This is a genomic window from Promicromonospora soli, from assembly GCF_014653785.1.
In the GTDB taxonomy this organism is placed as follows: Bacteria; Actinomycetota; Actinomycetes; order Actinomycetales; family Cellulomonadaceae; genus Promicromonospora; species Promicromonospora soli.
Window position 1 is genome coordinate 347,029 of the sequence record NZ_BNAS01000005.1, and the last position, 14,622, is coordinate 361,650.

The following is a 14,622-nucleotide window of genomic DNA, read 5'->3' on the forward strand; positions in this document are numbered from 1 at the left end:
TGTCATTCACCCTTGCCCTTTCACAGTGTCAACACGCCGCCCCGCCCCGCGACGCCGAAACGTACTCGCGTCGACGCCTACGGAAGACGCCAGTCGACCGGCTGCGCGCCCTGCTGCTCGAGCAGCGCGTTGGCCCGCGAGAAGGGCCTTGACCCGAAGAAGCCGCTGCGTGCCGACAGCGGCGACGGGTGCGCGCTCTCGATGATCGGGACGTCGCCGAGCAACGGCTTCAGGTTGCGCGCCTTCGCGCCCCACAAGATCGCCACGAGCGGGCCGCCACGCGCCACCAGCGCACGGATCGCCGCCTCGGTGACCTCCTCCCAGCCCTTGCCCGCGTGGGAGTCGGAAGCGCCGGGCCGGCAGGTCAGCGTCCTGTTCAGCAGCATGACGCCCTGGTCCGCCCAGGGCCGCAGGTCGCCGTTCGACGGGAGCGGGACACCGAGATCGTCGTGCAGCTCCTGGTAGATGTTGACCAGCGACCGCGGAATCGGACGCACGTCCGGCTGGACGGAGAAGGACAGCCCCATGGCGTGGCCCGGCGTGGGGTACGGGTCCTGGCCCACGATGAGCACGCGCACGGCCGCGAGCGGTCGCTTGAACGCCGCCAGCACGTTTTCACCCGCAGGCAGGTAGGTCCGTCCCTGAGCGACCTCCGTGCGGAGGAAATCGCCCATCGCATGGATGCGCGGCTCGACGGCGGCCAGAGCCTCGGCCCAGTCCGGCGCGATGACCTGCGACAACGGGCGCGGGCCGGAGGCGGCAGCACTGTCTACGGGGGCTGTCGGGTTCACGGTGGTCTCCACGCCAAGGAGATTACCGGCACCCACCGACAGTGCCAGTTTGTGCTGCCCGTCACATTTCCCTTCCTGCATTTCCACTGCGCAAGCGGAACAATGAGCGCCGTGACCGCGACGACTCCAGAACCGGAAGGCCCGACCACCGACCTCCCCCCGACCACCCCCGTCCGCTGGACGCGGTACATCGCCATGGGCGACTCCTTCTCGGAGGGTCTGTGGGACCCGTACCCCGACGCCCCGGACGTCCAGCGCGGCTGGGCCGACATCCTCGCCGCCACGCTTTCGGCACGCCGTATCGCGGCGGGCGACGCGCCGCTCGAGTACGCGAACCTCGCGATCCGCGGCCGCAAGCTGCGCCAGATCATCGCCGAGCAGCTCGACGCCACGATCGCCGCGCAGCCGGACCTCGTCTCGCTGGTCGGTGGCGGCAACGACATCCTGCGCGCCAAGGCTGATCTCGACGCGATCTCGGCAGCACTGGAGGACGCCGTCGTCGCGCTCCGCGCCACGGGCGCCGACGTCCTGATAGGCACCGGCTTCAAGGCCGGTGCGGCCCTCAGCTGGACCAACGGTCGCACGGGTATCTTCAACGCGAACGTCTGGTCCATCGCCCAGCGCCATGGCGCGCACGTCCTGGACCTGTGGGGCATGCGATCACTGGCCGACCTGCGCCTGTGGTCCGAGGACCGCATACACCTCATCCCCGAGGGGCACCAGCGAGTCGCGAACGCAGCCCTGGTCGCGCTCGGCCTCGACCCGGAAGACGCCACGTACGACGTCCCGCTCGACGTCGCCCCACCTGTCGCCTTCCGCGAGACGGCGCGCGCCAACGCGGCCTGGATGCGCCAGCACGTGGGGCCGTGGGTCAAGCGCCGCCTGACGGGCTCGTCCAGCGGCGACGGACGCACCGCAAAGTGGCCGACGCCGGAGACGTGGCCGCGCGCGTAACGCCTGCTCCGGTCCGGATCGCCTCACAGGCTCAACCGACGGCGCTCCCGACCGGTCCCCGCGGCGGGAGCGCCGTCCACGTTCAGCCGATGAACTCGACGAGGTCGTCGCAGAAGTCCCGGCCGGCGGTCTGCGAGATCCCGGTGTCGCCGCCGAACTCGAAGCTGACTTCTTCGTCGTCCTCGTCCGTCGGGGTCCCCTTCGTGTCGATCACGACCGTGAACCAAATCCTCCCGGCGTCGATGAACAGCTTCCTGCCGTCGGGGCCGTACCAGGTCGACACTCCCGTGCTCTGCACCTCGATCGAGAGCAGGCCGCCGCCCAGGTCGGTGACGAGGGAGTCCTTTTCCTGACCGTGAGTGGCGAAGGAGTAGCTCTGGTCGTTGTCGAGGTTCGTGAACGAGCCCTCGATCCTGAAGGTGCTCGCCCCGTAGAGCGGCGAGTCGCCGTGGCTGAGCAGGCGGAACGTCCCGGAGGCATCCTCCTCGACCCACACCGGGAACTCGACCTGCGGGCACCACTCCTCTTCCGGTGTGCTGAACTCCTCCTGCGCGAGGAACTCGTTGTGCTCGGTAAAGTGCTCGACGAACACCGCTGGCGCGGCGGCCGCGGGCGCTGCCAGCAACAGCGCGGCCGCCCCTGCGGCCGCCGAGATCATCATTGATCGCTTCATGGGTCTCATCCCTTCGGGCCTTGATCCGGCCGCACGTCGTTGCGCGGCCGCCCTCTCCATAGTGGGCGCGCTCGGTGCCCACTAGGCGCGAGTTCACCCAACTGGGAACCGCCGCGGACCAGAAGTTCGCCCCCGTCAGCCCGGAAACACAACAGGCCAGCACCCGAACGGGTGCTGGCCTGCTGTCATGCCTGGAGCCGCCTGTCGGGTTCGAACCGACGACCTTCCGCTTACAAGGCGGGAGCTCTACCAGCTGAGCTAAGGCGGCGCGGGGAACAGCCTAACGGTTTCCGCCACGAGAATCCGAGTCCGGGACCGCGGACGGCGACCACAGCCAAGCGGGGCCCCGGACCACCGTCCGAGACCCCGCCGTCCACAGCCTGTGGCCTACTCCGACGCGGGTGCCTCGCCCGTGATCGCCTCGGTCAGCGCGCCGGGGGTCTGCCAGCCCTCGAACCGCTCGCCGTCGACCAGAACGGTCGGCGTCCCGAAGCCTCCCTGGGAGTTGACCAGAGACTCGTCGCTGGTCGCCGCGTCCGTCGAGGCCGTCACCCACTCCTCGTAGGTGTCCGTGGCCTCGCCGTCGGCGATGCCGGCCGCGATGTCGGCCGGAACGCCGGCCTGCTCCGCCACCTGCGCGATCTGCTCGTCGGACAGGCCGGGCGTGTTCTCGGCGGGCTGGCTGGCGAACATCGCGTCGTGGAAAGCGGCGAACTGCTCGGGCGCGTTCTCGGCCACCCACGCAGCGGCCGACGCCGCTCGCGTCGAGTACTCGGTCCCCTGGGACGTGCGGTCGAGGATCGAGACGGGATGCACCACGAGCGTGATGTCGCCGGCCTCGCGCATCTCGGCGATGCTCGCGCTGTTCGTCTGCTCGAACTGGCCGCAGATGGGGCACATGTAGTCGACGTAGACATCGAGCGTCGTCGCACCCTCGTTCGAGGTGCCCGCGACGCCGTCGGCGCCGACCGGGATGCCGGTGTCCTCGACCACGCCCGCGGGGACGTTCTCGACCTTCTCCATGCCCGTCTTCTGGCCTTCGGCGAGGATCAGCACGACCGCCACGATCAGGCCGATGACGGCGAGCCCGAGCACGCTCAGCACGATCACACGGTTGCGCTTCTCGCTCGACTGCTGCTTCTTCTGGAGCGCGAGGGCCTCAGCACGGGCGGCGTCTCGGCGCTGCGCCTTGGACATGTTCGTCGACATCGGGGTCCTTCGAGATGCGGGCCAATGGGGCGAGGCGCCTCTGGCGCCCGACGCAACCTTACAAGCGCTCTCTGGGAGACGGCTGAATGTTTCGTTACGTTCCGGGCACCCAACCTGGGAGCGCGCCAGACCAGGAAGTCGTCACCACGTGACGTCGGGCCGGCCGCCCAGCGGCCACCACAGCACGTCCACCGAGCCGTCGACCAGGGGCTGCGCGGCGAGCACCGCGAGCGCCAGCACGAGCACGGTGACGGCGATCTTCGGCAGCCACGAGGGAGCGATCCGGCGCAGGGTCGCCCCGGCTCCGACCCGCGTCCCGTAGGACGCCGGCCCCCACCACGACACGATCACCGTCACGAGCATCGCGACGCCGAGCACGAGGCTGTCGACGATGGGCTCGTTCATGCCACCCACCGACCGCGCCTCGACCGTCGGTATCGGGGCGATGATCACGTTGCCCGGCGCGAACACCATCAGCCCCAGGAGCACCAGGATCACGCCGGCGCAGATCCCGACGGCCGCGGCGGGCAGCACGCCGAACGCCGCGCGCACCAGGTGCCAGGGGGCCGCGAGGGTCGTTACGAGCGCGTCGGTGCTGCTGGGTCCGCGCCGTGCGCGGCGGCTGCGGAACTCGTCGACGGCGATCCAGGCCAGGCGGCTCAAGATCATCAGGGCCACCAGCACCGCGACGGCGATCCCGGGCTGGGCGGCGCCGAGCGCCACGAGCCCGAGGCCCGCCGCCGCGAACAGCGGCCGAAAGCCGGTGACGCGCGCGGGGTTCGCCGGCTCCAGGGCACTGGCCGGCGCGACCGAGGGCGGGACCGGGCGGGGTGTACCGACCGCGCGGCCCGTGACGGATCGTCCTCTGGCCGGGGCGACGCCAGGCGTCGGCCCGACGCCAGGCGCCATCCCAGGCACGACGCCCGCACCAGGAGTCCCGGCAGCAGCCGCGGCACCCGCCGCCGCTCCGACGCCCGCGCCGCCGGCCGCCGCGGAGACCGGCCGCCGGTCCGGCAGCACACCCTGCGGCATGACTCGCGTCGAGGCGAGGTCGGCCGCCGCGGCGGTGCGCGCGTCGTCGGGCAGAGCGCCGGCAGGGTCGAGGACCGTGGTCGGCGGCCCCGCCGCACCCGCTGCCGCCGCGACGAACGCGTCCGACTCCGCCTTGAGCGCCCGCGCCACCTCGGTGGGCCCCCACCGTTCGGCAGGCACCGCCCGCAGCGCGGCGCCGAGCGCGCGTGCCGTTCGCGCAGGCAGCCCGTCGAGGTCGGCCGAACCCTGCCGCGAGCGCCGCAGCACCAGCTCGGTGGGCCGGACGCCGAACGGCGCCCGGCCGGTGCCGGAGAACGCGAGCACGGCGGCCCAGGACCACCAGTCGGTGTCGGGGCCCGGTTCTGCGCCGTCGAGCAGCTCGGGCGCGAGGTAACCGGGGGTGCCCATGACAAAACCGGTCCGGGTGGCCCGTGCGTCGCCGGGGCCCTGCGCGAGCCCGAAGTCGATCAGGACCGGCCCGTTCCGCGCGATGAGCACGTTCGACGGTGTGAGGTCGCGATGCACCACGCCGGTGCCGTGCACGGCTTCGAGGGCGTCGGCGAGCTGGTCGGCGAGCTCGAAGAGGTCCCGGGCGTCCAGCGGCCCGCGCTCGTCGATCTCCTCCTCGAGCGTGGGGCCTTCGACGAGCTCGGTGACGATGAAGGCTTCGGGACCGTCGAGCTCCGCGTCGAGCACGCGGGCCACTGCCGGGTGCCGCAGGCCCTGCAGCGCGGTTGCCTCGCGGCGCAGCCGCTCACGGGCCGCCGGGTCGTCGAGGTGGCGGTGCAGCATCTTGAGCGCCACGGCGTTCCCGCCGCCGTCCTCCGCGCGGTAGACGGCGCCCATGGCGCCGGAACCGATCTGGCGCACGACCGTGTACCCGCCGACCTGCGAGCCGGCAGCGGGGCCGGGGCCGCCCGAGGGCGCGATCGAGGCCTCCTCCATGAGGCACACCGTAGTCGCCGCCGACCAACGCCGCCCGCCAACATCCAGCCCCTGACCAGGGGCGAGACCTGGGTTCGCCCATCGGGCACACACTCTCGTTACTCTGAGCAGGGAAGAGACCTCGCTAGTCTTGACACTGCAGAGCAAGACTCAATCACAACCAAGGAGCCGTACATTGCCGGGTAAAGACGGGTACGATCTGGTCGTCGTTGCGAACCGGCTTCCAGTGGACTTCTCGGTCGGCCCCGAAGGCGACCTGACCTGGCAGAGGTCACCCGGCGGCCTGGTCACAGCACTGGAGCCGGTGATGCAGGGCGCGGACGGCGCCTGGGTGGGCTGGTCCGGCGCCCCCGACCTCGCCCACGAGCCGTTCACGGCCGACGGGATGCTGCTGGTCCCTGTGACGCTCAGCGCACAGGAGATCGCGCGCTACTACGAGGGCTTCTCCAACGCCACCCTCTGGCCGCTCTACCACGACGTCATCGCGCCGCCCGCCTATCACCGCCAGTGGTGGGACGCGTACCGCCGGGTCAACCAGCGCTTCGCCGACGCCGCCGCCGAGCAGGCCGCGGAGGGCGGCGTCGTCTGGGTGCACGACTATCAGCTCCAGCTCGTCCCGCGCATGCTGCGTGACCTGCGCCCGGACCTCCGGATCGGGTTCTTCGACCACATCCCGTTCCCGCCGGTCGAGCTGTTCGCGCAGCTCCCGTGGCGCCGGCAGATCATCGACGGCCTCCTCGGGGCGGACCTCGTGGGCTTCCAGCGCACCGGTGACGCCGCCAACTTCGTCCGGTCCGCGCGCCGCCTCACCGGGTACACCACGCGCGGCCCGGTCATCACGATCCCCGACGCCGACGGGCGCCCCGGCCGGCACGTGCGCGCGTCGTCGTTCCCCATCTCCATCGACTCCCACCGGTTCGACACGCTCGCCCGCACGCCGGAGGTACAGGCCCGGGCCAAGGAGATCAAGGCCGACCTCGGCAACCCGGACACCCTGATGCTCGGCGTCGACCGGCTCGACTACACCAAGGGCATCCGGCACCGCATCAAGGCGTACGGCGAGCTGCTCGACGACGGCCGGCTCGACGTCGAGCACGCAACGCTCGTGCAGGTGGCGAGCCCCAGCCGCGAGAACGTCGGCGCCTACCAGGAGCTCCGCGAGCACGTGGAGGTCCTCGTTGGCCGGATCAACGGCGAGTACGGCGAGCTGGGCCACTCCGCCATCCACTACCTGCACCACTCCTACCCGCCCGAGGAGATGGCGGCGCTCTACCTCGCGGCCGACGTGCTGCTGGTGACCTCCCTGCGCGACGGCATGAACCTCGTCGCCAAGGAGTACATCGCCGCGCGCTCCGACGACCGCGGCGCACTGGTGCTGAGCGAGTTCACCGGCGCCGCCGACGAGCTCTCCCCCGGCCCCCTGCTGGTCAACCCGCACGACATCGACGGGATGAAGGACATCATCGTGGCCGCCGCCACCATGGACCCGAGGGAGCAGCGGCGCCGCATGCGGCGCCTGCGCCGCAAGGTCCTGGCCGACGACGTCGCCAAGTGGTCGGAGACCTTCCTCGGGGTGCTCACCGCCGTGCCGCCACGGCCGCTCACGGTGGACCCGCGCGCCGCCGAGCCCCGCCACCACAACCTCCGGGACGCGCTGACGGCGTTCACCACGGCGCCCGAGGGCGTCCCAACCCGGGGCCGGCTGGCCCGGAGGAGCAACGGGAACGGGCGACGCAAGAAGCCGACCACGGGCTGGCTGCTCGCGTCCGACTTCGACGGGACCCTGGCGCCGCTCGTGGACGACCCCAAGTCGTCCACCATGACGCGTGCCGCGCGCGCCGCCATCGAGCAGCTGCACGCGGTCGCGCAGGAGGCGCCCGTGCGGCTCGCGCTCGTGTCGGGCCGGTCCCTCTCCGACCTCGCCGAGCGCACCGGCGCACCCGATGGCACGTTCCTCGTGGGCAGCCACGGCGCGGAGGCCGGGCGGGCCACCACCATCGGCGTCGACCGGGTCCCGTTCAACCTCACCACCACGCAGTCCGGCCAGCTCGACGCGCTCGTCGCGGGCTTCGAGTCCGCCGTATCGGGCCGCGAGGGGGCGTGGGTGCAGGTCAAGCCCGCGGCCGCCGTCGTGCACACACGCCTGGCGAGCGTGGACGACGCAGCCGCCATCACCGTGGCCGCCGACGAGGTGGCGGCCAACCTGGGCCTGCCCGCCATGCACGGCAAGGACGTGGTGGAGGTCTCCGTGGTGACCACCAGCAAGGGCGAGGCGCTGCGCCGGCTGCGCGGCACCGTCGCGGCCGAGCTGGGCGTCGAGAAGGTGCGCGTCCTGTACGCGGGCGACGACACCACGGACGAGCACGCCTTCAGCGCGCTCGAGTCCGGCGACCTGACGATCAAGGTGGGAACGGGCGACACGCTCGCCTCCCACCGCGTGCCCGACCCCGACGCGCTCGCCGCCGTCCTCGCCGGTCTCGCACGCACCCTGCGCGGCGAAGGCTGACCCGGACGTGACCCGGCCGATACCGCAGATTTGGCCAACCGGGGTACGATCGCGCTGCAACAGTGTCACCGCCGACACGTGAGTGGAAGCAACGGCACCCGACCACAACGGATCGTCCGGCACGTACCTGCCGGTGGAAGGATGTACTTGTCATGGCTACGGTTACTTTCGATCACGCGACGCGCGTCTACCCGGGCACTGAGCGCCCCGCCGTCGACCAGCTGAACCTGGAGATCGAGGACGGCGAGTTCCTCGTCCTCGTCGGCCCCTCTGGCTGCGGTAAGTCCACGTCCCTGCGCATGCTCGCGGGCCTCGAGGACGTCAACGGTGGGCACATCTTCATCGGCGAGCGCGACGTCACCGACGTGCAGCCCAAGGACCGCGACATCGCGATGGTCTTCCAGAACTACGCCCTGTACCCCCACATGTCGGTGGCGGACAACATGGGCTTCGCCCTGAAGATCGCGGGCACGCCCAAGGCGGAGATCCGCCAGCGCGTCGAGGAAGCAGCGAAGATCCTCGACCTCACCGAGTACCTCGACCGCAAGCCGAAGGCCCTCTCGGGTGGTCAGCGGCAGCGTGTCGCCATGGGCCGCGCCATCGTGCGTCAGCCCCAGGTGTTCCTCATGGACGAGCCGCTGTCGAACCTCGACGCCAAGCTCCGTGTCCAGACCCGTACGCAGATCGCGTCGCTGCAGCGCCGCCTGGGTGTCACCACGGTCTACGTGACCCACGACCAGACCGAGGCCCTCACGATGGGTGACCGCATCGCGGTCCTCAACGGCGGCATCCTGCAGCAGGTCGGGACCCCGCGCGAGATGTACGACAAGCCGAACAACGTGTTCGTCGCCGGCTTCATCGGCTCCCCCGCCATGAACATCGGCACGTTCGACGTCAAGGAGGGCCACGTCAAGGTCGGCTCGGCCGACGTGCCGCTCGACCGTTCCATCGCGAGCGAGATCACCGAGGCCGACGGGGGCAAGGTGACCCTGGGCTTCCGCCCCGAGGCGCTCGACCCCGTCCCGGTCGGCACCCCCGGCTCCTTCGATGTCGAGGTCAACCTCGTCGAGGAGCTCGGCTCGGACGCGTTCGTCTACGGCTCGCTCAAGGGCGACGCCGCCGACGTCCACCTGACCGCCGGTGAGACCAACCAGCTCATCGTGCGCATCGACCCGCGCACCGTGCCGGACAAGGGCGACGTCATCGCCGTCTCGATCCAGGCCGGTCACTCGCACGTGTTCTCCGCGACCACGGGTGAGCGCCTCGGCTGATCTCTCGGCCTCTCGCCGAGATAGAACTGTGGCGAAGTAGAACTGTGGCGAGATAGAACGTCAGCACAATCTGGCGTTCTATCTCGCCACAGTTCTACTTCGCCGTAGTTCTATCTCGGCGCCCCCGTCATCCAGAATGGTGCCCATGCCCCAGCAGAACCTCCAGATCACCGCGGTCGCACCCGACCCCGCGCTGCTGGACCTCCCGTGGGACGTGCCGCTGGCCGAGTGGCCCGAGGACGTCCTGGCAGCACTGCCCCAGGGCATCTCGCGGCACGTGGTCCGCTTCGTCAACCACGGCGGCCGCGTCATTGCGATCAAGGAGATCGGCGAGACCGTCGCCTACCGCGAGTACGAGCTGCTGCGTCAGCTGCACCGCATCGAGGTGCCCTCGGTGGTCCCCGTGGGCGTCATCACGGGCCGCAGGGCGCCCGACGGCGAACGGCTCGAGGCCGTGCTCATCACCGAGCACCTGCAGTTCTCCCTGCCCTACCGCGCCCTGTTCAGCCAGGACCTGCGCCCCGACACGGCGACGCGCCTCATCGACGCCCTCGCGGTGCTCCTGGTCCGCCTGCACCTCGTGGGCTTCTACTGGGGCGACGTCTCGCTGTCGAACACCCTGTTCCGGCGCGATGCCGAGACGTTCGCCGCCTACCTCGTCGACGCCGAGACCGGCGACATGCACCGCACGCTGACGAGGGGCCAGCGCAGCTACGACGTCGACCTGGCCCGCACCAACATCATCGGCGAGCTCATGGACCTCACCGCGGGCGAGCTGCTCGACGAGGACGTCGACGAGGTGGCCATCGGTGACGCCCTGGTCGAGCGCTACCAGGAGCTGTGGGCCGCCCTCACCGTCTCCGAGGCGTTCGACTCCGGGGACCGCTGGCGCGTCGCCGCCCGCATCGATCGGCTCAACGACCTCGGCTTCGACGTGGGCGAGCTCGAGATCACCACGGACATCGACGGCACCAAGGTGCGCATCCAACCCAAGGTGGTCGACGCCGGGCACCACTCCCGCCGGCTGCTGCGCCTCACGGGGCTGGACGTCCAGGAGAACCAGGCGCGCCGCATGCTCAACGACCTCGACAGCTACCGCGCCGCCACCGACCGGCAGAACGACCAGGAGCAGATCGTGGCGCACGCCTGGGTGCGCCAGGTCTTCCGCCCCACCATCGATGCCGTGCCACGCGAGCTGCGCCGCAAGCTGGAGCCCGCGCAGCTGTTCCACGAGATCCTCGACCACCGCTGGTTCATCTCCCAGCAGGCGCAGCGAGACATCCCCCTGCCCGAGGCCGCAGAGTCCTACGTGGAGAACGTGCTGCGGCACCGCCCCGACGAGGACGCCGTGCTCGGCCTCCCGCCGGGCGAGGAGGCCGAGCTGGAAGCCGAGGTCGAGGCCTAGCTCGCGGCCGAGCGCTGCTTCGCGACCTCGTACAGGGTGATCCCCGCCGCCACCGCGGCGTTCAGCGATTCCGTAGTGGCAGCGATCGGGATCGAGACCACGGCGTCGCACGCGTCGCGTACCAGGCGGGACAGGCCCTTGCCCTCGGAGCCCACGACCAGCACGAGCGGGTCCGTCGCGTACGCGAGCTCACCGACAGGCATGTCGCCGCCGGCGTCGAGCCCCACCACGAAGCAGCCGGCCTTCTTCAGCTCGGTGAGCTCGCGGGCCAGGTTGGTCGCGCGCGCCACGGGCACGCGCGCCGCCGCGCCCGCCGACACCTTCCAGGCCGACGCAGTCACACCCGCCGCGCGCCGCTCGGGCACCAGCACGCCGTGCGCGCCGAACGCCCCGGCGGACCGGAGCACCGCGCCGAGGTTGCGGGGGTCGGTGATGCTGTCCAGCGCCACGATCAGGGGCGGCTCCCCGGACTCGGCCGCGGCGTCGAGCAGGTCCTCGGCGTCCCTGTACTCGTACGGCGGCACCTTCATCGCGACGCCCTGGTGCACGGCGCCGTCGGTGATCCGGTCCAGATCGAGGCGTGACGCCTCGAACATCGGGTGGCTACGAGTGTGCGCGATCTCCAGGATCTCCTGGGTGCGGTCGTCCGACTCCAGGTGCGTGGCCAGGTAGATGCCCTCGACCGGCATCTCGGCGCGCAGCGCCTCCAGCACGGCGTTGCGGCCGGCGACGACCTCGGTCGCGCCCGCTCCCTTACGGCCGGCGCCCCGCCCGCCCGGGCTGCCCGGCCGCCGCCCGGCAGCGACCCGCTTCTCCGCTGCTACCTTGCGCTGGTGCGCGGGGTGGTAGGTCCGGTCCTCCGCCTTGGGCGTGGGGCCCTTGCCCTGGAGCGCCTTGCGGCTGTGGCCGCCGGTGCCGACCTGCGCGCCCTTCTTGGAGCCGGCCTTGCGCACCGCGCCGGCGCGCTTGGAGTTGCCTGCCATGGTTTGTCTCGTCTCTCAGCCGGTGGTCGAGCTTGTCGCGACCACCGCGGGTTCGGTCGAGGTGGTCTCGACAAGCTCGACCACCAGGGAAAAGATCAGGAGAGCGCCCAGCGGGCGCCGTCGGCGGAGTCCTGGACCTCGATCCCGGCAGCCGCGAGGCGGTCCCGGATCGCGTCGGAGGTAGCCCAGTCCTTCGCGGCACGCGCCTCCGCGCGAGCCTTCAGCTCAGCCGTGACGAGCTGGTCGAGCGCGGTCGCGTACCGGTCGTCGGTGGACGTCGACCACTGCGGGTCCGCGGGGTCGAGGCCCAGCACGTCCAGCATCCCACGCAGCGTCACCAGCTCGTCGCGCACCGCGGCGTCGTTCCCGGAGGCGAGGGCCGTGTTGCCGGCCCGCAGGTGCTCGTGCACGACGGCGAGCGCCTGCGGCACGTTCAGGTCGTCGTCCATCGCCACCGCGAAGGCCTCGGGTAGCTCCGCCTTGGCGACCTCCTCCGCCGGGACGTCGCCCACCCGCTCCGAAGCACGCGTGACGAAGCCCGACAGGCGCTCCCACGTGGTGCGCGCCTCGTCGAGGGTGTCGGGCGCCCACTCCAGCATGGACCGGTATTGCACGGCCGCGAGCGCGTAGCGCACCACGGGCGCAGGCGCCTGGCCCAGCAGCTCGCTGACCAGCAGGCCGTTGCCCAGGGACTTCGACATCTTGACCCCGGCCTGGGTGACCCAGGCGACGTGCATCCAGCGCTGCGCGAACCCGTAGCCCGCGGCCCGCGACTGCGCCTGCTCGTTCTCGTGGTGCGGGAACCGCAGGTCGAGGCCGCCGCCGTGGATGTCGAACGTCTCGCCCAGGTAGCGGCGGGCCATCGCCGAGCACTCCAGGTGCCAGCCGGGCCGGCCGCGCCCGTACGGGGTGTCCCACGCCGCCGACTCCGGCTCCCCCGGCTTGGGGGCCTTCCACAGCGCGAAGTCGTGCGGGTTCTTCTTGGCCTCGCCGGCCGAACCCGCCGCCGCCTCCGTGCCCTCCTCGGGGCTGAGGTCCTCGACCTTCTGCCGGGTGAGCTCCCCGTAGGCAGGCCAGGAGTGGACGTCGAACCAGACGTTGCCCTCGCCCGTGCTGTAAGCGTGGCCGCCCTCGACCAGACGCTCCATGAGCGCGATCATCTCGGGCACGCTGCCGGTGGCGCGCGGCTCGTAGGTGGGCGGGATGACGCCGAGCGCGTCGTATGCCTGGGTGAAGACACGCTCGTACAGCGCGGCGTGCGCCCACCACTCGCGGCCCGCGGCCGCCGACTTGGCCAGCACCTTGTCGTCGATGTCCGTGACGTTCCGGATCAGGGTGACCTTCAGGCCCCGCCGGGTGAGCCAGCGGCGCAGCACGTCGAACGCGACCGCCGGACGCAGATGGCCTACGTGCGGAGCTGCCTGCACCGTGGCGCCACACAGGTAGATGCCGACCTCGCCCGGAGTAATGGGGGTGAAGTCGCGCACCTCGCGCGTGGCGGTGTCAAACAGGCGGATAGTCACCTGTCAAGGGTACCGGCGGTCAGGCACTCATTTCTTGCCCGGTGGCGCCGCCCTCGGCGGACTGGGGTCGCCCGTCCTCCTCGGCCAACAGGCGCGCCACGTGCTCGTGTCCCCGCACCTCGTAACCGACGATCGTGACGACCGGCGCGAGCATGACCAGGAGCAGCGACCACGCCATGTGGAAACCGGCGGCGGCGGTGGCGACGGCACCGGCGAGAACCACTACGGTGCCGGCGACGAGGAACATGTGCAGCGTGTCGAAAGACCTGGTCAGGATCCAGAACTGGGTGTAGTCGGCCAGCACGAACACGAGCACCGGCACGGCAACGGCCAGTACCGTCCCCACGGCGCCGACATGGGAGTGCCCCTCCAGGTAGTACGCCGCCACGTGCAGGCCGGCGCCTACCCCGGCGAGGCCCGCGAAGACGAGGATGTTCCCGTAGCCCCAGGCCCACGACCGCTCCCGGTGCCGGTGCAGCATCTCGGCGTCGGGCGTGAGGTAGTACGTCCACCAGAGCCCGAACGTGAGGCCGGTGCCCGCGAGCGCCACGAGGGCGGCGTCGAGCGTCCAGCCGGACTCCTGCGTGACGGCGGACAGCGTCGCGACCGTGCCGATCACGCCCTCGCCGAGCGTGATGATGGCCAGCAGCCCGTACCGCTCGGCCATGTGGTGGGCGTGCCAGGGGGTGCTCTGCTGGCCGGGGCGGTCCGTGCGGAGGCGCTCGGAAAGGTAGGGGCCTGCCATCTCGGCGATACCCAGCAGCACGCCGCACACGAAGAAGACCGGCACGCTCACTGGCGCGATCGCCAGGACGACCCACCCGATCTGCGTGATGACGAGCGTCCACACGTATCCCATGCAGGTCGCCCGGTACTCGGGCGCCTGCCGTGCCGCGCGCAGCCACTGCACGAGCATGGCCAGGCGCATCACGACGTACCCCGCGACCATGACCTCGTTGTTGACCTGCTCGCCCTCGACCAACGACTCGAACATCTCGGGCAGGCCGAGCGCCAGCACCACGACGCCGATCATCTGGACCATCGTGGTGACGCGGTAGAACCAGTCGTCGGTGTCGAAGGCGGAGGCGAACCAGGAGAAGTTGATCCACGCCCAGCAGATGGCGTACATCGAGAACGCGAACCCGAGCACGCCGGCGGCCGCGTGTCCCTCGGCAACCAGGTGGGCGCCCTGCTCCGCGGCCACGCCGAACCCGACGACGAACGCCAGGTCGAACAGCAGCTCCAGCGGGGTCGCGCTGCGCGCCGGCTCGTGCGGGTCACGGCCCGTCATGGGCCGGATGCGGTGATGCGTACGGGGCATGGCCCTTGT

The 14,622-nt window shown here is 71.2% G+C and carries 11 protein-coding genes and 1 tRNA gene; 4 read left to right on the forward strand and 8 right to left on the reverse strand.

The window, feature by feature from the left end:
- Positions 1 to 77: 77 nt before the first annotated feature.
- Positions 78 to 740, reverse strand: a complete 663-nt coding sequence (locus IE250_RS17710) for a uracil-DNA glycosylase (protein WP_189670720.1) — start codon at positions 738 to 740, stop codon at positions 78 to 80.
- A 153-nt stretch (positions 741 to 893) separates the two neighbouring features.
- Between IE250_RS17710 and IE250_RS17715 the strand changes: the two genes are divergently transcribed.
- The gene (locus IE250_RS17715) at positions 894 to 1,745 is read left to right on the forward strand and encodes an SGNH/GDSL hydrolase family protein (RefSeq protein ID WP_373301715.1); all 852 of its coding nucleotides are present in this window, start codon (positions 894 to 896) and stop codon (positions 1,743 to 1,745) included.
- 82 nt (positions 1,746 to 1,827) lie between these two features.
- Here the strand turns inward: IE250_RS17715 and IE250_RS17720 are convergent, their stop codons facing one another.
- From IE250_RS17720 to IE250_RS17735, 4 genes are all read right to left on the reverse strand, one after another.
- Positions 1,828 to 2,418, reverse strand: a complete 591-nt coding sequence (locus tag IE250_RS17720) for a hypothetical protein (RefSeq protein WP_189670601.1) — start codon at positions 2,416 to 2,418, stop codon at positions 1,828 to 1,830.
- A 192-nt stretch (positions 2,419 to 2,610) separates the two neighbouring features.
- Positions 2,611 to 2,686, reverse strand: a tRNA-Thr gene (locus IE250_RS17725).
- A 119-nt stretch (positions 2,687 to 2,805) separates the two neighbouring features.
- Positions 2,806 to 3,627 (reverse strand): DsbA family protein, encoded by an 822-nt coding sequence (locus IE250_RS17730; RefSeq protein WP_189670602.1) that lies wholly within the window; start codon positions 3,625 to 3,627, stop codon positions 2,806 to 2,808.
- A 141-nt stretch (positions 3,628 to 3,768) separates the two neighbouring features.
- Complete coding sequence (locus tag IE250_RS17735; RefSeq protein ID WP_189670603.1) at positions 3,769 to 5,604, reverse strand: protein kinase domain-containing protein; 1,836 nt, start codon at positions 5,602 to 5,604, stop codon at positions 3,769 to 3,771.
- A gap of 175 nt (positions 5,605 to 5,779) precedes the next feature.
- On the opposite strand from IE250_RS17735, the gene otsB reads away from it, so the two are divergent.
- From otsB to IE250_RS17750, 3 genes are all read left to right on the forward strand, one after another.
- Positions 5,780 to 8,110, forward strand: a complete 2,331-nt coding sequence (gene otsB / locus IE250_RS17740; protein ID WP_229872555.1) for a trehalose-phosphatase — start codon at positions 5,780 to 5,782, stop codon at positions 8,108 to 8,110.
- A 152-nt stretch (positions 8,111 to 8,262) separates the two neighbouring features.
- The gene (locus IE250_RS17745) at positions 8,263 to 9,381 is read left to right on the forward strand and encodes an ABC transporter ATP-binding protein (protein ID WP_189670604.1); all 1,119 of its coding nucleotides are present in this window, start codon (positions 8,263 to 8,265) and stop codon (positions 9,379 to 9,381) included.
- A gap of 136 nt (positions 9,382 to 9,517) precedes the next feature.
- The gene (locus IE250_RS17750) at positions 9,518 to 10,786 is read left to right on the forward strand and encodes a DUF4032 domain-containing protein (protein WP_189670605.1); all 1,269 of its coding nucleotides are present in this window, start codon (positions 9,518 to 9,520) and stop codon (positions 10,784 to 10,786) included.
- Here the strand turns inward: IE250_RS17750 and rlmB are convergent.
- The 3 genes from rlmB to IE250_RS17765 form a co-directional block, all read right to left on the reverse strand.
- A complete protein-coding gene (gene rlmB, locus IE250_RS17755; RefSeq protein WP_189670606.1) occupies positions 10,783 to 11,769 on the reverse strand; it encodes a 23S rRNA (guanosine(2251)-2'-O)-methyltransferase RlmB in 987 nt (328 codons plus the stop codon). The genes IE250_RS17750 and rlmB overlap by 4 nt on opposite strands.
- Positions 11,770 to 11,864: 95 nt before the next feature.
- Positions 11,865 to 13,292 (reverse strand): cysteine--tRNA ligase, encoded by a 1,428-nt coding sequence (gene cysS / locus IE250_RS17760; protein ID WP_189670607.1) that lies wholly within the window; start codon positions 13,290 to 13,292, stop codon positions 11,865 to 11,867.
- A 19-nt stretch (positions 13,293 to 13,311) separates the two neighbouring features.
- The gene (locus IE250_RS17765) at positions 13,312 to 14,613 is read right to left on the reverse strand and encodes a low temperature requirement protein A (RefSeq protein WP_229872556.1); all 1,302 of its coding nucleotides are present in this window, start codon (positions 14,611 to 14,613) and stop codon (positions 13,312 to 13,314) included.
- Positions 14,614 to 14,622 lie beyond the last annotated feature (9 nt).

Bases quoted from the DNA above. Each gene is read 5' to 3' on its own strand.
- IE250_RS17715 (WP_373301715.1), top strand. From the start codon at position 894: ATGAGCGCCGTGACCGCGACGACTCCAGAACCGGAAGGCCCGACCACC.
- IE250_RS17720 (WP_189670601.1), bottom strand. From the start codon at position 2,418: ATGAAGCGATCAATGATGATCTCGGCGGCCGCAGGGGCGGCCGCGCTG.
- IE250_RS17730 (WP_189670602.1), bottom strand. From the start codon at position 3,627: ATGTCGACGAACATGTCCAAGGCGCAGCGCCGAGACGCCGCCCGTGCT.
- IE250_RS17735 (WP_189670603.1), bottom strand. From the start codon at position 5,604: ATGGAGGAGGCCTCGATCGCGCCCTCGGGCGGCCCCGGCCCCGCTGCC.
- IE250_RS17745 (WP_189670604.1), top strand. From the start codon at position 8,263: ATGGCTACGGTTACTTTCGATCACGCGACGCGCGTCTACCCGGGCACT.
- IE250_RS17750 (WP_189670605.1), top strand. From the start codon at position 9,518: ATGGTGCCCATGCCCCAGCAGAACCTCCAGATCACCGCGGTCGCACCC.
- rlmB (WP_189670606.1), bottom strand. From the start codon at position 11,769: ATGGCAGGCAACTCCAAGCGCGCCGGCGCGGTGCGCAAGGCCGGCTCC.
- IE250_RS17765 (WP_229872556.1), bottom strand. From the start codon at position 14,613: ATGCCCCGTACGCATCACCGCATCCGGCCCATGACGGGCCGTGACCCG.